Below are 18,481 nucleotides of genomic sequence, written 5' to 3' on the forward strand. Positions count from 1 at the left end.
GGACCACCTTGCACACGAGAGAGTGAAAAGGTGCTCGTAATCGTCGCTCCCGGCCAGGGCGCCCAGGCCCCCGGCTTCCTGACTCCCTGGCTCGAACTCCCCGGTGTCGCGGACCGCCTCGCAGGCTGGTCCGACGCAGCCGACCTCGACCTTGCCCGTTACGGCACGAAGGCCGACGCGGACGAGATCCGCGACACCGCCGTGGCCCAGCCGCTGTTGGTGGCCGCGGGTCTGCTGTCGGCGCGTGAGCTGTTCCCCGACGAGGTGGCGGCGCGCGGCGTCGTGGCCGCCGTGGCGGGCCACAGCGTCGGCGAGATCACGGCAGCCGCCGCCGCGGGCGTTTTCGACGCTCGTACGGCGCTGCGCTTCGTCTCCGCCCGTGGCCGCGCCATGGCCAAGGCGGCCGCCGTCACCGAGACCGGCATGTCCGCCGTGCTCGGCGGCGACCCCGAAGGCGTCGTCGCCCACCTCACCGGCCTCGGCCTGACCCCGGCGAACATCAACGGCGCCGGCCAGATCGTCGCGGCCGGTACGTCGGAGCAGCTCGCCGCGCTCACCGAGAACAAGCCCGAGAAGGCCCGGGTCATCCCGCTGAAGGTGGCGGGCGCCTTCCACACCGTGCACATGGCCCCGGCGGTCGCCGAGCTCGACGCCCTCGTACCGGAGTTGACGATCAACGACCCGGGTACGCGGTATGTATCGAACACCGACGGCCAGGTCGTCGACAGCGGTGCCGAGATCGTCCGGCGGCTGGTGGCCCAGGTGTCCAACCCCGTCCGCTGGGACCTGTGCATGGAGACCTTTACGCAGCTGGGCGTCACCGCGATCATCGAGGTGGTCCCTGGTGGCACCCTCACGGGACTGGCCAAGCGCGCGCTGCCGGGCGTCAAGACGCTCGCGGTGAAGACCCCGGACGACCTCGAAGCGGCCCGCGCGATCATCGCCGAGCACGGCACCCACGAATAGGAGCCCCCGCAGACATGACCGCGCAGCGTCAGCCAGCGAAGATCCAGCCCAGCAGAGGCGCCCCGTACGCCCGCATCATGGGTGTGGGCGGCTACCGTCCCGTCCGGGTGGTGCCCAACGAGGTGATCCTCGAGCACATCGACTCCAGCGACGAGTGGATCCGCTCCCGTTCGGGCATCGCGTCCCGGCACTGGGCGGGTCCGGACGAGACCGTCGCCGAGATGTCGATCGCGGCGGCCGGAAAGGCGCTGGCTGACGCCGGGATCGCCGCCGAGGACATCGACGGCGTGATCGTCGCCACCGTCTCGGACCTCAAGCAGACCCCGGCGGTGGCGACCGAGATCGCCCACCGGATCGGGGCCGGCAAGCCTGCCGCGTTCAACGTGTCGGCGGGCTGCGCGGGCTTCGGCTACGGGCTGACCCTCGCCAAGGGCATGGTCGTCGAGGGCAGCGCCAAGTACGTCCTCGTGATCGGCGTGGAGCGGCTGAGCGACCTCACCGACAAGGAGGACCGTGCGACGGCCTTCCTGTTCGGTGACGGCGCGGGCGCGGTCGTCGTCGGCCCGTCCGACGTACCGGCCATCGGGCCCACCGTCTGGGGCTCGGAGGGCGACAAGTCCGAGACCATCAAGCAGACCGTGAACTGGGACCGCTTCCGGATCGGCGACGTGTCGCAGCTGCCGGTCGACTCGCGCGGCGAGGTGAAGTTCCCGGCCCTGACGCAGGAGGGCCAGGCGGTCTTCCGCTGGGCGGTCTTCGAGATGGCCAAGGTGGCCCAGCAGGCGCTGGACGCCTCCGGGATCACCGCCGACCAGCTCGACGCCTTCATCCCGCACCAGGCCAACATGCGGATCATCGACTCGATGATCAAGGCCCTCAAGCTGCCGGAGCATGTCGCGGTCGCCCGCGACATCGAGACCACCGGCAACACCTCGGCCGCCTCCATTCCGCTCGCCATGGAGCGGCTGCTCGCCACCGGTCAGGCCAAGAGCGGCGACACTGCCCTGGTCATCGGCTTCGGGGCGGGTCTCGTCTACGCCGCCACTGTCGTTACCCTCCCCTAGTCACACCCGTTCAGTCCCCAGCAACACATCGCACACAAGGAGCGCCGAATGGCCACCCAGGAAGAGATCGTCGAGGGTCTCGCGAACATCGTGAACGAGATCGCCGGAATCCCGGTGGAGGACGTCGAACTCGACAAGTCCTTCACCGACGACCTGGACGTCGACTCGCTGTCCATGGTCGAGGTCGTCGTGGCCGCCGAAGAGCAGTTCGACGTCAAGATCCCGGACGACGACGTGAAGAACCTCAAGACCGTCGGCGACGCCGTCGACTACATCCTCAAGGCCCAGGCCTGAGTCTGAGCCCCTGAGGGCACCCCGTGGGACGACGCGTCTGTCGCCCGCCCTTCTAGACGTGGAGAGACAATCCCTGTGAGCCCGACCAATCGCACCGTGGTCGTCACCGGTATCGGCGCAACCACTCCGCTGGGTGGGGACAGCGCGTCGACCTGGGACGGCCTGATCGCCGGACGTTCCGGCATCAGCTCCCTGGAACAGGACTGGGCAGCCGAGCTGCCGGTCCGTATCGCCGGACAGATCGCTGTCGAGCCGACCGAGGTCCTGCCCCGCCCGCTCGCCCGCAAGCTGGACCGCTCGGCGCAGTTCGCGCTGATCGCCGCCCGCGAGGCATGGGCCGACGCCGGCTTCACCGCCCGGGCCGGCGAGGACAACTCGGTCGACGCCGACCGCCTCGGCGCCGTCGTCGCCTCCGGCATCGGCGGTGTCACGACGCTGCTCAACCAGTACGACGTGCTCAAGGAGCAGGGCGTACGCCGGGTCTCCCCGCACACCGTGCCGATGCTCATGCCCAACAGCCCGTCCGCCAACGTCGGCCTGGAGATCAACGCCCGTGCCGGCGTGCACTCCCTGGTCAGCGCCTGCGCCTCCGGCGCCGAGGCGGTCGGCTACGCCATCGAGATGATCCGCTCCGGCCGCGCCGACGTGGTCGTCGCCGGCGGCACCGAGGCGGCCATCCACCCGCTGCCGATCGTCGCCTTCGCCAACATGATGGCGATGTCCAAGAACAACGACGACCCGCAGGGCGCCTCCCGTCCGTACGACAAGGCCCGCGACGGCTTCGTCCTCGGCGAGGGCGCCGGCGTCATCGTCCTGGAGTCGGCCGAGCACGCCGCCAAGCGCGGCGCCAAGGTCTACTGCGAGGCCCTCGGCCAGGGCCTGTCCGCCGACAGCCACCACATCGCCCAGCCCGAGCCGACCGGCCGCGGCATCGCCGCCGCGCTGGAGCAGCTGCTGTCCTTCACCGACATCAAGCCGGCCGAGATCGTCCACCTCAACGCCCATGCGACGTCCACCCCGCAGGGTGATGTCGCGGAGGTCAAGGCGCTCCGCAAGGTGCTCGGCGACGACCTCGACCACGTGGCCATCTCCGCCACCAAGTCGATGACCGGACACCTCCTCGGCGGCGCCGGCGGCATCGAGACGGTCTCCACCGTTCTCGCCCTCCACAACCGCCTCGCCCCGCCCACCATCAACCTCACCGACCTCGACGACGAGATCGAGCCCGGCCTGGTCTCCCCCGAGGCCCGTCCCCTCCCCGAGGGGCCGGTCGTCGCGCTGAACAACTCGTTCGGCTTCGGTGGCCACAACGTGGTGCTGGGGTTCCGCACCGTCTGACGTTCTGGCGCACGATCCCGGCCGAGGGCCGGACACCGCTTCACACGGTGTCCGGCCCTTCGCATTTCACCCGATCGGTAGGTTTTGCCCCTCCTGCGCATGTCGTCGGGCGTGTCGGCGCAAGCTCCGAACGTGAATCGATGGCTCTGGGGAGGGGTCGCCGCCGCGGTGCTGTTTCTGTGCCCGGCGGGGGCGGCGGTGGCGGACGGTCACCGGCCGGTGGTGCGGGTGGATCCCAGCACCGGGCGGGTGCGGATCGAGGTGGGGGGTGGTGCGATCCGGGTGGAGACCGGCCCTGACGGAGGCGGGGGCGTCAGGGCGCGGGTGCGGACCGGGGGGACGACCGTCACGGCCCGGCGTGGGCCGGGCGGCGCCTCGGCGAGGGTGGAGACGCGGCACTGTCCCCGCTACTCGTCGAACGTCAGCGGCTCGGTGACCGGGTCCGGGGCGCGGGGGTCGGTGTCCTGGCGGAGTCCCTGCGGGGCGCGCCCGAAGCCGGCGCCCAGGCCCGCTCCTCCGCCGGTGCGGCGGCGTCCCGTACCGCAGGCCGTGAAGCCGGCCCCCAAGGCGTCCCCGACGCCGACACCCACGCCGCCGCCGTCGCCCAGCGCCGCGCCGCGCACGCGGATCCAGGCGTACGCCGGGCCGCCCAGCACCCCGGTCACCGGGGGGCCGTCGCTGGTCACTCTGACGCTGCTGATCACCGCTCCCGCCGTGCTGGCCGCAGCCACGCTGCGGCCGCAGGGCGGCAGCCGTCGGCGCTCCAGCTGATCCATCCTTCGGAGGTCGCATGTCGCAATGGCTTGTCCTGGCGATCGGAATGGCCGCCGCGTGCGCGGTCGTCCTCACCATCGTCCTGCTCAACCACCGCCGTATCGGAGAGGATGACGACCCGTCGGAGACGCCGGACGTCATCGAGTACATGACCATGATGTTCGGCGTGATCTACGCCATCGTCATCGGCCTGGCCATCGCCGGCGTCTGGGAGGCGCGCAGCGCCGCCCAGGACGACGTCCGGCACGAGGCACAGGCCCTGCACGAGGTCAGTGAGCGCGTGCAGGTGTATCCGGCGGCGGTACGGCAGCGGATCCGCGCCGACGTCGACTCGTACGTCACCTACGTCGTCCACAAGGAGTGGCCGGTGATGCTCGACAAGGCCGAACTCAGGCCGCAGGGCGGGGCGCTGCTGGAGAAGGTCCGGCGCGACGTCACGGACTTCACGCCACGCACGAACCTGGAGAGCCAGGCATACCAGCCCGTCGTCGACCAGGTGGCGGTCGCCGACGACGCCCGCAACGCGCGCGGGCAGAACGCGGGGCCGACCATGCCGGGGGTCGTCTGGTTCGGCCTGATCGTGGGGGCGCTGGTGTCGATCGGCCTCATCTTCACGCTCCAGATCCGCCGGTCGCCGCGCGAGTTGCTGCTGGCCGGGCTCTACAGCGCGCTGATCGCCTTCCTCCTCTTCCTCATCTGGGACCTCGACGCGCCCTTCGGCCACTCGCCGTCGGACTCCACGTCCGCCTTCCTGGCCCTGTTCCCCGGGGTCAGCTGAAGCTGGCGAAGTAGGACGCCACCATGTCCTCGTTGCCGTGGCCGAGGGCGGCCGCGCGGCGGAGGCGTTCGGCGCCGGCCGCGGCGACGTCGAGGCGGACGCCGGCCCGCTCGCCGGCCTCGACGATGAGGCGGGCGTCCTTCTCGGCCGTGGTCACGGCGAAGCTGGCCTCCAGGTTGCCGGAGAGCACGGCCGCGGCCTTCGTACGGAGGTAGGGCAGGTCGAGGGCGCCGCCCTCGATGACGTCGAGGAAGTGCTGGAAGTCGACGCCGAGTCCGTTCGCCAGGGCCAGGGCCTCGGCCGTGCCGTTGGTGGCGGCGAGGACCCAGCTGTTGGCGACGAGCTTGAGGCGGGTGCCGGCGCCCGACGCGGCGTCGTCGCCGACCCAGAGCGTACGGCGGCCGACCGCGTCGAGGACGGGTGCCACGGCGTCGCGCAGCTCGACCGGGCCGGCCGCGAGGATGATCAACTGGCCGTTCTCGGCGGGCTGCTTGGTGCCGAGGACGGGGGCGTCGACCATGCGCAGCCCCTGCTGGTCGGCGAACGCGGCGAGTTCGGCGACCGCGTCGACCCCGACGGTCGTCGACTGCACCCATACGGTTCCGGCCGCCAGGCCCGGTGCCGCCTGCCGCATCGCGTCGAGGGCGGCGGACCCGTCGTAGACCATGGTGAGGACGACGGACGCGCCCGCCACCGCCTCGGCGGGGGTGTCGGCGACGGTGATGCCGTCCGCGGCGAGAGGCTCCGCCTTGGACTTCGTACGGTTCCAGACCCGGACGTCCAGGCCGGCCCTGGCGAGGTTCCTGGCCATCGCGGCGCCCATGATGCCGGTACCCAGCACACTCACGCTGATGTTGTCTGCCATACCGGCAGGCTACGACGTCCGGCGGTCAGACGACCTGGTGGAGCCACCGAACGGGCGCGCCCTCGCCCGCGTAGCGGAAGGGTTCGAGCTCGTCGTCCCAGGGCTTGCCGAGCAGTTTGGCGACCTCGGCCTCCAGGTCCGCCTCGCCCGTGCGGGCCCGGGCCAGGGCGGCGCGAAGCCGGTCCTCGGGGATGAGGATGTCGCCGTGCATTCCGGTGACGGCATGGAAGATGCCGAGCTCGGGCGTGCTGCTGTAGCGCTCGCCCTCGGCCGTGGCGCAGGGCTCGGCCGTGACCTCGAAGCGCAGCAGGTGCCAGCCGCGCAGCGCGGACGCCAGTCTGGACGCGGTGCCGACCTGGCCCTGCCAGGAGAACTCGGCGCGCCAGGTGCCCGGTGAGGCGGGCTGGCGGATCCAGTCGAGGTTGACGCGCACGCCGAGGACGCCCGCGACGGCCCATTCGACGTGCGGGCACAGCGCGCGCGGTGCGGAGTGCACGTACAGAACTCCACGTGTCGTCACCGGGACCTCCAGTGTGGGACGAGGTTCGCCTTCCCCAGCGGCCTCATGCCCGTACCAAAGCGATCCGGGACATCGTCGGTCATTCTGTACCAATCACCACATATGAGCCAAACTCCAAACGCTCCTTCTCCCGGCGCACTGTCTGGGAAAAAGCTACCGCGCCGCGTCATCGGAGGAGTGACGTACTGTCGGGCTCACCGATATGTCACCCACTCGTCCGAGAGTCAGAACGCGGGAGCTGCCCGATGCGACACGGCACGGCCATCGTGGTCACCGCCGCCCTGGCCCTGCTGGCGGGCTGCTCCGGCGGCTCGCCCTCGCACAGCAGTTCGCCGGCCGCCTCGACGGCCACGCAACGGGTCACCCGGCAGGCCGCCCCCAAGGCCACCACTCCAACGTGGGACACGACACCGGCATCGCTGGCCGCTCTGGGTGACTCCATCACGCGCGGCTTCGACGCCTGCGGGCTCCTCAAGGACTGCCCGGACGTGTCCTGGACGAAGGACCTCGCCACCCGGCTCAAGGCCAAGAGCTGGAATCTGGCCCGCACCGGCGCGACCATGGCCGACCTGGAGGGCCAGGTGCAGAAGGCCGCGGCCGACAAGCCGGCCCAGGTCACCATCCTGATGGGCGCCAACGACGCCTGCCGGACCGGCACCACCGACATGACCTCGGTGGCCGAATACCGCCGTGAGTTCACCGCGGCCATGCGGACGCTGCACCAGCGGCTTCCCAAGGCGCAGGTGTTCGTGCTGAGCGTGCCCGACCTCCAGCGGCTGTGGGAGGTCGGCAAGGACAACTCCCTGGCCCGGGACGTCTGGAACCTCGGGATCTGTCCGTCGATGCTGCGCGACGCGGATTCGATGACCCTCGCCGCGCAGCAGCGGCGTACGACCGTACGGGACCGGGTGGTCGCGTACAACAAGGTGCTGGCGCAGGTGTGCGGGACGTACGACCGCTGCCGCGACGACGGCAAGGCGGTCTTCGACTACCGCTTCACGGCGGCCGAGTTGAGCCCCTGGGACTACTTCCACCCCAGCACCCAGGGGCAGAGCCGGCTGGCCCGGATCGCCTACGAGGCGTTCACCTCCAGCAGGGTCACCGAGTAGGGCGGGAAGGTGTACGGGAAGGACGTGCCGAGGCCGGTGAGGGCGGTGGCCACCGGGACCACGGCGACCGGGTCGGCGAGGGTGTTGGTGGCCTTCACGCCGGGGCCGGTGATGACGGTGGCCCGGCCCTTGGACCCGACCTTCGACACGCCGTTGATCCTCACGGCGGCGGTGCGGGCGACGCTGCCGACGTTGACCACGGCCGCGTAGAGCCGGCCGGTCTTCACGTCGCGGGTGGTGACCGTGTTCAGGCCGGGGAGGGCGCGTACGGCCGTCGGGATCACCACGTCGCCCTGCCCGGTGCGCAGCAGCTTCTGGGCGTAGTAGCTCGGGGAGCCGTAGCTGGTCAGGGCGTCGTAGGCGATGAGGTTGGTGTTCCAGGTGACGTCGTTGACGTTCGCGAACAGCGGGGCGTACGACTCCAGCAGCACCTGATCGGAGTTGCGGATGAGGCCGACCAGCCAGGAGGCGTCGCCGAGCGCCGCGTTGAGGTCGGGCGTCGGCTTGCCCTCCTGGGCGGCCCATTCGCCGACGAAGACCTTGGTGCTCGCGCGGTCGCGGGTGTCGTACTTGTGCGAGGCCTGCTGGAAGGCGGAGGCGGTCGGGTAGTAGTGCTCGTCGATGAGGTCGGGGATGCGGCTGGTGACGGCCGTGGTCGCGATGAGCTTGAGGTCGGGGTACCTGGCCTTGATGGCGTCGTGGAAGGCGGCGAAGCGCTCGTCGTAGGAGCCGGACCTGTCGAACCAGTCCTCGTTGCCGATCTCTATGTACCTGAGCCGGAAGGGCTCGGGGTGGCCGTCGGCGGCCCGCCTGGCGCCCCAGGTGCTGGTGACGGGGCCGGTGATGTACTCGATCTCGTCGAGCGCGTCCTGCACGAAGGGCGCGAGGGCGTCGCCGGTGACGTAGCCGCCCTTGAGGGCGTAGCCCGCGAAGACGCAGAGCAGCGGGAGGCAGCCGAGGTCCTCGGTCCACTCGAGGTATTCGAGGAGGCCGAGTCCGTCGGTCGACCAGTAGCCCCACGCGTCGTCGGGGTGGCCGGGGCGCTGCTCGACCGGACCGATGGTCTTCTTCCAGTCGAAGCGGCTGGCGATAGTGTTGCCCTCGAGGTAGTTGCCGCCGGGGAAGCGCAGGAACTTCGGCTGGAGAGCGGCGAGTTTCTCCATCAGGTCGACCCGCAGGCCGTTCGGCCGGTTGTTGTACGTCGGCGGGAAGAGCGAGACGTTACTGAACCAGATCGTGCCGAACGCGGCGGCCGTGGTGACGGTCAGCACGGCGTCAGCCGTGGTCGGGGCGGATACCCTGGTGCGCAGCTTCAGCTCGTACTTGTGCCACGAGCCGGTCAGGGCGCGGGTGGTGCCGGAGGCGTGGACCGTGCCGTCGCTGCCGGTGATGGTGACGGTGAGCGGGCCGGTGGCACCGTCGGCCTTGGCGTACAGCGAGGCGCGATAGGTGGTGGAGGGGCGGACGGGGATGCCCCAGAAGCCCGGGTTCGAGATGCCGTCGCCGGCCGCGCTGACGCTCAGTCTGAGGGACTGGGTGAGGGCGGAGTTGAGCGGCGTCGCGGTGTCGATGGCGATGGCGCCCCCGCCGACCGCGCTCCAGTGCAGTGGGGTGCCGGCGGCCATGAAGCTGCGGTTGTTGACGAGTTCGGCGTAGACGCCGCCCTCGCCGGAGTGGTTGATGTCCTCGAACATGATGCCGTTCAGCTCGGGGCTGACGGTGATGCCGGGTGTGGCCGCGTCGATGACGAAGGCGGGGGTGGTGTCCTCGACGGGCACACCCGCGAGAACGGCCGCCTGTGCGCCCGTGAGCGCACTGTCGAACACGTACACGTCATCGATGAGCCCATGCACCTGGTCGACCTGTGAGCCCCCGTACATGCCCCGTCCGACGGCCGTCGTGCCGGTGGCCTTCCAGCGGGTGGTGCAGGGGGCCTCGCCCTCCAGGACGCCGTTGACGTAGAGCCGTACCACGCCCGCCGCGACGTCGTCGACGCCGACGAGGTGGTACCAGGTGCCGGCGCTGGGCGCGAAGGTGGCGCCGGCGATGGCGGCGGTGGAGTTGGCCGAGGTGGAGTCGGCGGGCAGCCGGGTGAAGGCGAAGGTGCCCGTGTCGTCGCGGAGCTGGAAGTAGAAGCCGCTGACCGCGCTGCCGTCGGTGCTGACGAAGGTCTGGTAGCCGCCGACCGAGCCGAGCTTCACCCAGGCCGCGACGCTGAAGCTCGCCGTCGTGTCGACCACCGGGCCGGCCAGCGAGGCGTTGCCGCCGGAGGTGACGTCGAGGCTGTACGCGCCGGACTTGCCCGCGCCCCAGGCGGCCGCGCCGTTCAGGGTGAGCGTGTGGCCGCCGCCGGAGTCGTCGGCGGCCGTCGTACCGGTGCCCTCGTCGAACGCCCAGTGGGCGGCGGGGGCGGGCAGCGCCTCGTCGGCGGAGGCCCGTGGCAGGCCGAGGCCGGTGCCGATTCTCAGGCCTTCGACCAGGGGTACGGCGCCGAGCGCGGCTATGACGGCGCGACGGCCGACGATGCCTCTGGTGGATGGATTCGTGCCGGAATTCGCCATGATGTGCTCCTCAACTCGAAGTCCCGTTCGAGATATCGGACGCTGTGCGGAATTTCGTCCGAAGGAGCATGGGGCCACTTCCACCACCCCGTCAACACCGGGAACCAGCCGGGCTCACAGCGCGGACACGCTGCTGGATCCGTTATCCCCTCAACCGTTGACACCACCGGGAAGGCGTCATTACGTTCCCTTCAGCATTTCGAACGCGTTACGAAATCTCGAACGAGGTCGTAAGGGGCAGTTTCCGTGCGCATCACCGGCATCAGCACCCACGTGGTCGGCACCCCGTGGCGCAATCTCACCTACGTACTGGTGCACACCGACGAGGGCATCACCGGCGTGGGCGAGACCCGCATGCTCGGGCACACCGACGCGCTGATCGGCTATCTCCACGAGGCCGAGGCCAACCACATCAGCGGTTCCGATCCCTTCGCGGTGGAGGACCTCGTCAGGCGGATGAAGTACGGCGACTACGGGCGCGCCGGCGAGATCGTCATGTCCGGCATCGCCGTCGTCGAGATGGCCTGCTGGGACATCAAGGGCAAGGCGCTGGGCGTCCCCGTCTGGCAGCTGCTCGGCGGCAAGGTCCACGACCGGATCAAGGCGTACGCCAACGGCTGGTACACCACCGAACGCACCCCCGATGCCTACCACAAGGCCGCCACCACGGTCGTCGAGCGCGGCTACCGGGCCCTGAAGATCGACCCGTTCGGCACGGGCCACTTCGAGCTGGACCACGCCGCCACGAGCTACGCCGTCTCCCTCATCGAGGCCGTCCGGGACGCGATCGGCCCGGAGACCGAGCTGATGCTCGAGATGCACGGCCGTTTCAGCCCCTCGACCGCCGTACGGCTCGCCAAGGAGATGGCACCCTTCCACCCGGCCTGGCTGGAGGAACCGGTCCCCCCGGAGAACCTCAAGGCTCTGGCGAAGGTCGCCGAGAAGGTGGACCTGCCCGTCGCGACCGGCGAACGCATCCACGACCGCATCGAGTTCCGTGAGCTCTTCGAATCCCAGGCCGCCGACATCATCCAGCCCGACGTCGGCCACATCGGCGGCATCCTGGAGACCCGCAAGCTCGCCGCGACCGCCGAGACCCACTACGTCCTGGTCGCCCCACACAACGTGGGTGGCTCCGTCCTCACCGCGGCCTCGCTCCAAGTCGGCTTCTGTACGCCGAACTTCAAGATCCTCGAGCACTTCAACGACTTCGCGGACTCGGACATCAAGAAGGTCGTCAAGGGCGCTCCCAAGGTCGTCGACGGCTACTTCGAGATCTCCGACGCCCCCGGCCTCGGCGTCGAGTTCGACGTCGACGCCGCCGCCGAATTCCCCCAACAGCAAGCCCGCTTCGACCTCTGGGCCGACGGCTGGGAGCAGCGCCGCCCCAAGGGCGCCCGGTGAGCCGCTTCGGGGCTCCGCCCCGCCCCGCCCCTTCCGGAAACCGGGGCTCTGCGGACCCCAGCGGGTTGTGGGAGTACGTTCCGCAAGGCGAGCGAAGGAACGGACAGCAATCGTGACTGCCACCGAAAAGGCGCTCGTGCTCGACGCGCCGGGCGCTCATCGCCTGGTCGAGCGTGAGCAAGCCGCGCCCGGGCCCGGCGACGCACGGGTCCGCGTGCACGCGAGCGGCATCTGCGGGAGCGACCGCGAGATCTATCAGGGCAACCGCCCCGAGGGCTACGTCCGTTACCCCATCACGCCCGGCCACGAGTGGTCCGGGACGGTGGAGGCGGTCGGTGCGGGGGTCCCCGAATCGCTGCTCGGCCGCAAGGTCGTCGGTGAGGGCTTCCGCAACTGCCAGGTCTGCGACCGCTGCCACGCCGGGGACACGACGCTGTGCGGCGCCGGGTACGAGGAGACCGGGTTCACGCAGCCCGGGGCGATGGCGGACACGCTCACACTGCCCGCCCGGCTGCTGCACCCGCTCGCCGACGACGCGGACCTCACCGAGGCCGCGCTCCTGGAGCCCGCCGCCTGCATCGCCGCCGCCGCGCTCAAGGCGAACGCCCAGCCCGGCGAGCGGGTCGCGGTCGTCGGCACAGGCACGCTCGGCATGCTGGCCGTGCAGTTCCTGGCGGCCGCCTCCCCCGCCGAGCTGCTCGTGGTGGGTACCCGGCCGGACCGGGAGCGGCTCAGCCTGGAGTTCGGGGCCACCCACTTCCGTACCCGCGACCGGCTCGACGCCACGACCGCCGGCTACGACGTGGTCATCGAGACCGCGGGCTCGGCCTCGGCCGCCCGTGCCTCGGCCGCGCTGCTGCGCAGGGGCGGACGGCTGGTCCTCACCGGCATTCCGGCGCCCGGGGCGCTGGGGCTGGACCCGACGGACCTGGTGGTCCGGCAGCTCACCGTGCACACGGTGTTCGGCGCCGCACCCGCCGCCTGGGCGCACGCGGTACGGGTCTTCGGCGCGGGCCTGCTGACCCCGGGCCCCCTGATCACGCACCAGCTCCCGCTCAGCGACTTCGCCGCCGCGATCGACCTCGTCGGCAGCGGCGACCCGAAGGTCGGCAAAGTGCTGCTGACGCCGGCCTCATGAGCACCAACTCCACGAGCCGCAAGGCATGGGTACTTTTCCGGACAGTGTCCGAAATCTCGAACCAAGGAGCACCGTGACCGACGCAGACACCCCGAGCCCGGAGACTCGCGGCCCCCGCCGCCCCGGCGAGTACGCCCTCGCGCTGCTCGGTCAGGGCGCGCCGGCCGACAACCCGGCTGACGCGTCGCCGCACTCCTTCCCCGACGGCGGCGGCTGGCGCACCGAGATCCCCTCCGTGGAGGGGCCGGAGGCGCTGCTCACCGTCCTGGAGGAGAGCGAGCGCCTCGACGTGCCGGTGCACCGGATCAGCCAGGGCAGCGGCATCTGGATGCTCACCGACGCCGAGATCACCGAAATGGTCCAGGCGGCGGCAGAACGGGACATCGAACTCTGCCTGTTCACCGGCCCGCGCGGCACCTGGGACATCGGAGCCGCGACCCGTACCCAGTCCGGCGGCGGCGGGCTTCGGGCCCGAGGTCACGATCAGGTAGCGGGCTGCGTAGAAGACGCCCTGCGGGCTACAGCGCTTGGCGTACGCTGCCTACTCGTCGCCGACGAGGGAGTGTTGTGGCTGCTCAACCAGCTCCGACAGCAGGGAGTCCTCCCTGCGGACACCACCTTCAAGGTGTCAGCCCTGGTCGGCCCGGTGAACCCGGCTGCTTACGGGGTCTGGGAGCGGCTCGGCGGCGACTCGATCAACATCCCGTCCGACCTGACTCTCCAGCAGATCACCGAGATCCGCCGGGGCAGCCGCGCGCCGATGGACTTCTACGTCGAGGCCCCCGACGACCTCGGCGGTTTCGTCCGGCTCTACGACACCGCCGAGCTGATCCGGCGGGGCGCCCCGATCTACCTCAAGTTCGGGCTGAGCAAGGCCCCGGGCATCTACCCCTACGGCCGGCACCTGCGCGACGTCGCCCTGGAGACCGCTCGCGAGCGCGTCCGGCGCGGCCGCCTCGTGCTGGACCTGCTGGCCCGGCTGGGCGCGGGCGCCGGCATGTCACCGCTCGGCACCCGGCTGCCGGGACCGCTCAACCGTTTTCCCCTTGACTCCGCCGCACCCGCGGGCAGCGACGAGACAGACCCACGCTTCACCCCCGAAAGGATCTAGAACAACATGCGCATACCCAGAGCCACGCTCCTGCGTACCGCCGCAGCAGTCACGGCCACTCTCACCCTGGGAGCCGGCGTTTCCGCCTGCGGGCAGAGCTCTAGCTCCGGAAGCAGCGACTCCAAGGGGGGCACCATCGGCATCGCGATGCCGACCAAGGTGTCCGCGCGGTGGATCGCCGACGGCAGCAACATGAAGAAGCAGTTCGAGAAGCTGGGCTACAAGGTCGACCTGCAGTACGCGAACAACGACACCAGCCAGCAGGTCTCGCAGGTGCAGAACATGATCACCAAGGGCGAGAAGGCCCTGGTCATCGCCGCGATCGACGGCACCGCCATGAACGAGGTGCTGCAGAGCGCCGCCGACTCCAAGATCCCGGTCATCTCCTACGACCGCCTGATCCTGGGCACCAAGAACGTCGACTACTACGCGACGTTCGACAACTACAAGGTCGGCCAGCTCCAGGGCGGCTCCATCGTCGACGAGCTCGGCCTGAAGAGCGGCAAGGGCCCCTTCAACATCGAGCTCTTCGCCGGTTCCTCGGACGACAACAACACCAAGTACTTCTTCAACGGTGCGATGAGCGTCCTCCAGCCGTACATCACGTCCAAGAAGCTGGTCGTCAAGTCCGGCCAGACCGCGCTCAACCAGGTCACCACGCTGCGCTGGGACGGCGCCACCGCCCAGAAGCGCATGGACGACATCCTGAGCTCCAAGTACAGCTCGGGCAAGGTCGACGCGGTGCTCTCGCCGTACGACGGCATCTCCCAGGGCATCATCTCCTCGCTCAAGAACGCCGGTTACGGCACCGCGAAGAAGCCGCTGCCCGTCGTGAGCGGCCAGGACGCCGAGATTCCCGCGGTGAAGTCGATCATCGCGGGTGAGCAGACCTCGACGATCTACAAGGACACCCGTCAGCTCGCCAAGGTCGCCGTCCAGCAGGTGAACGCGAAGCTGACCGGCGGCAAGCCCGAGGTCAACGACACCAAGCAGTACAACAACGGCACGAAGGTCGTCCCGACCTACCTGCTCCAGCCGGTGCTCGTGACCAAGGACAACTACAAGTCGGTCCTGATCGACGGCGGCTACTACAAGGCCTCCGACCTCAGCTGATCCTCTCTCCTGAACTGGCGCCGGTGGCGGGCTTCCTGACGAGTCCGCCACCGGCTGCCACACACCCAGAACGGATGCACCACCATGGGCGACCGTGCGCTCGACAAGCCCATCGACGGGGCCGGAGCCAAGCCTGTCGACAAGCCCGTCCTTGAGATGCGCTCCATCACCAAGACCTTCCCCGGGGTCAAGGCCCTGTCCGACGTGACGCTGTCCGTCGCCCAGGGCGAGATCCACGCCATCTGCGGGGAGAACGGGGCCGGCAAGTCGACCCTGATGAAGGTCCTCAGCGGCGTGTACCCACACGGCTCGTACGAGGGCGATATCTACTTCCAGGGCGAGCTCTGCGAGTTCAAGGACATCAGGGCGAGCGAGAGCCACGGCATCGTCATCATCCACCAGGAACTGGCCCTGGTCCCCTACCTGTCCATCGCCGAGAACATCTTCCTGGGCAACGAGCACGCCACCCGCGGTGTGATCAGCTGGAACGAGACACTGCGGCACGCCAAGCAGCTGCTCAACCGCGTCGGCCTGCCCGATCAGCCCACCACCCGGGTCGCCGACATCGGCGTGGGCAAGCAGCAGCTCGTGGAGATCGCCAAGGCGCTCTCCAAGGAGGTCAAGCTGCTCATCCTCGACGAGCCGACGGCCGCGCTCAACGACGAGGACAGCCGCAAGCTCCTCGACCTCATCCTGGAACTCAAGGCGACCGGCATCTCCTGCATCATCATTTCGCACAAGCTCAACGAGATCGAGCGGGTCGCGGACTCCATCACCATCATTCGCGACGGGAAGACGATCGAAACCCTTTCCGTCACGAAAGGTGAGGTCAACGAGGACCGCATCATCCGCGGCATGGTCGGCCGCGACCTCGAGCACCGCTTCCCCGACCGCGAGGCGTACACCGGCAAGGACGCGGACCAGATCGCCTTCGCGGTCCGGGACTGGACCGTCCACCACCCCATCGACCAGCACCGCAAGGTCGTCGACGGGGTCTCGATCGAGGTACGCCGGGGCGAGATCATCGGCCTCGCCGGCCTGATGGGCGCCGGTCGCACCGAGCTCGCGATGAGCGTCTTCGGCCGCAGTTACGGCCGGGACATCTCCGGCACCGTCCTCAAGGACGGCGAGGAGATCCGTACCAGGACCGTGCCCGAGGCCATCGGCCACGGCATCGCGTATGTGACCGAGGACCGCAAGGCCCTCGGCCTGAATCTGATCGACACCATCAGCCGCAACATCTCGCTCTCCGCCCTCGGAAAGGTCGCCAGGAACGGCGTCATCAACGAGAACGAGGAGACGCGGGTCGCGCAGGGCTTCCGCAAGACGATGAACATCAAGGCGCCGACGGTCTTCGAGGACGTCGGCAAGCTCAGCGGCGGCAACCAGCAGAAGGTCGTCCTCAGCAAGTGGATCTTCTCCGACCCTGATGTGCTGATCCTCGACGAGCCGACCCGGGGCATCGACATCGGCGCGAAGTCCGAGATCTACGCGGTCATCAACCAGCTCGCCGCCGAGGGCAAGGCGGTGGTCTTCATCTCCTCCGAGCTGCCCGAGCTGCTCGGGATGTGCGACCGGATCTACACCATGTCCGCGGGCCGGCTCACCGGTGAGATATCCCGGCAGGACGCCACGCAGGAACTACTGATGCGCCACATGACCATGGACAAGAACAGCAAGGAAGTAGGGGCCGGATCATGAGCAGCCCGGTGGAGACGACCGTCACGAAGGGCACGCCGCCGGGCGGCACCCCCGAGGACGGGAAGAGCGGCGCCTGGACGGATGTCCTGCTCCAGGCGATGCGCAGCAATCTGCGCCAGTACGGAATGATCGTCGCCCTCGCGCTGATCATCGTGCTGTTCGCGATCTGGACCAACGGGACGACGGTCACGCCGACCAACGTCACGAACATCATCACGCAGAACGGCTACGTCTTCATCCTGGCCATCGGCATGATGATCGTCATCATCGCCGGGCACATCGACCTGTCGGTGGGTTCGCTGGCCGCCTTCACCGGGGCCATCGCCGGTGTGCTGATGATCAACCACCACATGGCCTGGCCGCTCGCGATGGCGATCTCGCTGGTCATCGGCGCGATAGCCGGCGCCTGGCAGGGCTTCTGGGTCGCGTACATCGGGGTGCCGTCGTTCATCGTCACCCTGGCCGGCATGCTGATCTTCCGCGGCGGCACCGAGATCCTGCTGAAGGGCCAGTCCCTGGCGCCCATGCCGGAGGGCTTCACCAAGATCACCAGCGGCTACCTGCCGACGGTCGGCCCGCACACCAACTACCACAACCTCACCCTGCTGCTGGGCCTGGCCCTCATCGGCTGGATGGTCTTCTCCGAGTGGCGCAGCCGCCGCCAGCAGGCCGCGTACGACCTGGACGTCCTGCCCTTCGGACTGTTCGTGCTGAAGTGCGTGGCCATCGGCGCCGCGATCATCGCCTTCACCATGACGCTGGCCAGCGACCAGGGCTACCCGATCCTGCTGCTCATCCTGGCGGGCCTGCTGATCGTCTTCGGCTTCGTGATGCGCAACACCGTCATCGGCCGGCACGTCTACGCCCTCGGCGGCAACCAGTCCGCGGCCAAGCTGTCGGGCGTCAAGAGCAAGCGCGTCGTCTTCCTGATCTTCGTCAACATGGGCGTTCTCGCGGCGCTGGCGGGCCTGGTGGCCGCCGCCCGCCTGCAGTCCGCCACCCCGGGCGCCGGCGTCAACTACGAGCTGGAGGCCATCTCCGCCGCCTTCATCGGCGGCGCCTCCTCCAGCGGCGGCGTGGGCACCGTCCTGGGTGCCATCATCGGTGGCCTCGTGCTGGGCGTGCTCAACAACGGCATGTCGATCCTGAGCGTCGGCAGCGACTGGCAGCAGGTCATCAAGGGCCTGGTGCTGCTGGCCGCGGTCGGCTTCGACATCTACAACAAGCGCAAGGTGGGTTCGTAGCCATCAGCGGCATCAGCAAGGAGCACTTCGGCACGCTGGACGACGGGACCAAGGCCGACATCTGGACGGTGTCGAACGGCGGCATCACGCTGAAGGTCCTGTCGTACGGCGGCGTCGTCCAGACGCTGGAAGTGCCCGACCGCGACGGCCGCCCGGCCAACGTCTCGCTCGGCTTCGGCACCCTCGAGGACTACGTCGCGCACAGTCCCTACTTCGGGGCGCTGATCGGGCGGTACGGCAACCGCATCGCCGGCGGGCGCTTCACCCTGGACGGCGTGGCCCACCAGCTGCCCGTCAACAACGGGCCGAACTGCCTGCACGGCGGTGACCAGGGCTTCGACCGGCGGGTCTGGGACGTCGAGCCCCTCACCGCCGGCGAGGACACCGGGCTGGTGCTGCGCCGCACCAGCCCGGACGGCGAGATGGGCTTCCCGGGCACGCTGGAGGTGGAGGTCGTCCACACCCTCACACCGGGCGGTGCGTGGCGTATCGACTACACGG

General features: G+C 69.6%; 17 protein-coding genes. 13 read left to right on the top strand and 4 right to left on the bottom strand.

The window, feature by feature from the left end:
- The first annotated feature begins 30 nt into the window (after window positions 1–30).
- The 4 genes from ACFXJ5_RS35835 (at window position 31) to ACFXJ5_RS35850 (ending at window position 3,662) form a co-directional block, all read left to right on the top strand.
- Complete coding sequence (locus tag ACFXJ5_RS35835; RefSeq protein ID WP_384640853.1) at window positions 31–966, top strand: ACP S-malonyltransferase; 936 nt, start codon at window positions 31–33, stop codon at window positions 964–966.
- 14 nt (window positions 967–980) lie between these two features.
- Entirely contained in the window at window positions 981–2,030 is a 1,050-nt protein-coding gene (locus ACFXJ5_RS35840; protein ID WP_384640856.1) for a ketoacyl-ACP synthase III, read from the top strand.
- Window positions 2,031–2,078: 48 nt separating this feature from the next.
- Window positions 2,079–2,324: an acyl carrier protein gene (locus tag ACFXJ5_RS35845; RefSeq protein ID WP_127359798.1), complete on the top strand. Its 246-nt coding sequence runs from the start codon at window positions 2,079–2,081 to the stop codon at window positions 2,322–2,324.
- Between the two features lie 75 nt (window positions 2,325–2,399).
- On the top strand, window positions 2,400–3,662 hold the full coding sequence (locus ACFXJ5_RS35850; RefSeq protein ID WP_384640859.1) for a beta-ketoacyl-[acyl-carrier-protein] synthase family protein: 1,263 nt from the start codon (window positions 2,400–2,402) through the stop codon (window positions 3,660–3,662).
- A gap of 407 nt (window positions 3,663–4,069) precedes the next feature.
- Here the strand turns inward: ACFXJ5_RS35850 and ACFXJ5_RS35855 are convergent, their stop codons facing one another.
- Window positions 4,070–4,438: a hypothetical protein gene (locus ACFXJ5_RS35855; RefSeq protein ID WP_384640861.1), complete on the bottom strand. Its 369-nt coding sequence runs from the start codon at window positions 4,436–4,438 to the stop codon at window positions 4,070–4,072.
- Between the two features lie 14 nt (window positions 4,439–4,452).
- Between ACFXJ5_RS35855 and ACFXJ5_RS35860 the strand changes: the two genes are divergently transcribed.
- Window positions 4,453–5,214, top strand: coding sequence for a bestrophin-like domain (locus tag ACFXJ5_RS35860; RefSeq protein ID WP_384640864.1), 762 nt, complete (start codon window positions 4,453–4,455; stop codon window positions 5,212–5,214).
- Here ACFXJ5_RS35860 and ACFXJ5_RS35865 read toward each other — a convergent pair.
- Together ACFXJ5_RS35865 and ACFXJ5_RS35870 are read right to left on the bottom strand one after the other, a co-directional pair.
- Entirely contained in the window at window positions 5,207–6,079 is an 873-nt protein-coding gene (locus ACFXJ5_RS35865) for an NAD(P)-dependent oxidoreductase (protein ID WP_384640867.1), read from the bottom strand. The two genes, ACFXJ5_RS35860 and ACFXJ5_RS35865, sit on opposite strands and share 8 nt — an antisense overlap.
- A gap of 25 nt (window positions 6,080–6,104) precedes the next feature.
- A complete protein-coding gene (locus ACFXJ5_RS35870; protein ID WP_384640870.1) occupies window positions 6,105–6,599 on the bottom strand; it encodes a DUF3145 domain-containing protein in 495 nt (164 codons plus the stop codon).
- Between the two features lie 245 nt (window positions 6,600–6,844).
- Between ACFXJ5_RS35870 and ACFXJ5_RS35875 the strand changes: the two genes are divergently transcribed.
- Entirely contained in the window at window positions 6,845–7,708 is an 864-nt protein-coding gene (locus tag ACFXJ5_RS35875) for a GDSL-type esterase/lipase family protein (protein ID WP_384640873.1), read from the top strand.
- On the opposite strand, the gene ACFXJ5_RS35880 is transcribed toward ACFXJ5_RS35875, so the two are convergent.
- Complete coding sequence (locus ACFXJ5_RS35880) at window positions 7,672–10,269, bottom strand: LamG-like jellyroll fold domain-containing protein (RefSeq protein WP_384640876.1); 2,598 nt, start codon at window positions 10,267–10,269, stop codon at window positions 7,672–7,674. The genes ACFXJ5_RS35875 and ACFXJ5_RS35880 overlap by 37 nt on opposite strands.
- Window positions 10,270–10,515: 246 nt before the next feature.
- Between ACFXJ5_RS35880 and ACFXJ5_RS35885 the strand changes: the two genes are divergently transcribed.
- The 7 genes from ACFXJ5_RS35885 to ACFXJ5_RS35915 form a co-directional block, all read left to right on the top strand.
- Window positions 10,516–11,673, top strand: a complete 1,158-nt coding sequence (locus ACFXJ5_RS35885) for a mandelate racemase/muconate lactonizing enzyme family protein (RefSeq protein WP_384640879.1) — start codon at window positions 10,516–10,518, stop codon at window positions 11,671–11,673.
- Window positions 11,674–11,785: 112 nt separating this feature from the next.
- Window positions 11,786–12,811 (top strand): zinc-binding dehydrogenase, encoded by a 1,026-nt coding sequence (locus ACFXJ5_RS35890; protein ID WP_384640882.1) that lies wholly within the window; start codon window positions 11,786–11,788, stop codon window positions 12,809–12,811.
- A gap of 73 nt (window positions 12,812–12,884) precedes the next feature.
- Window positions 12,885–13,922, top strand: coding sequence for a hypothetical protein (locus ACFXJ5_RS35895; RefSeq protein ID WP_384640885.1), 1,038 nt, complete (start codon window positions 12,885–12,887; stop codon window positions 13,920–13,922).
- Window positions 13,923–13,928: 6 nt separating this feature from the next.
- Entirely contained in the window at window positions 13,929–15,035 is a 1,107-nt protein-coding gene (chvE, locus tag ACFXJ5_RS35900; protein WP_384640887.1) for a multiple monosaccharide ABC transporter substrate-binding protein, read from the top strand.
- Between the two features lie 84 nt (window positions 15,036–15,119).
- A complete protein-coding gene (gene mmsA / locus ACFXJ5_RS35905) occupies window positions 15,120–16,736 on the top strand; it encodes a multiple monosaccharide ABC transporter ATP-binding protein (RefSeq protein WP_384640890.1) in 1,617 nt (538 codons plus the stop codon).
- Entirely contained in the window at window positions 16,733–17,980 is a 1,248-nt protein-coding gene (mmsB, locus tag ACFXJ5_RS35910) for a multiple monosaccharide ABC transporter permease (protein ID WP_384640893.1), read from the top strand. Before mmsA ends, mmsB begins: the two co-directional genes overlap by 4 nt.
- The coding region (locus ACFXJ5_RS35915; RefSeq protein WP_459253998.1) for an aldose epimerase family protein at window positions 17,899–18,481 on the top strand (583 nt) is incomplete at its 3' end. The genes mmsB and ACFXJ5_RS35915, both read left to right, overlap by 82 nt.

Source organism: Streptomyces sp. NPDC059373, from assembly GCF_042751495.1.
Lineage (GTDB): Bacteria > Actinomycetota > Actinomycetes > Streptomycetales > Streptomycetaceae > Actinacidiphila.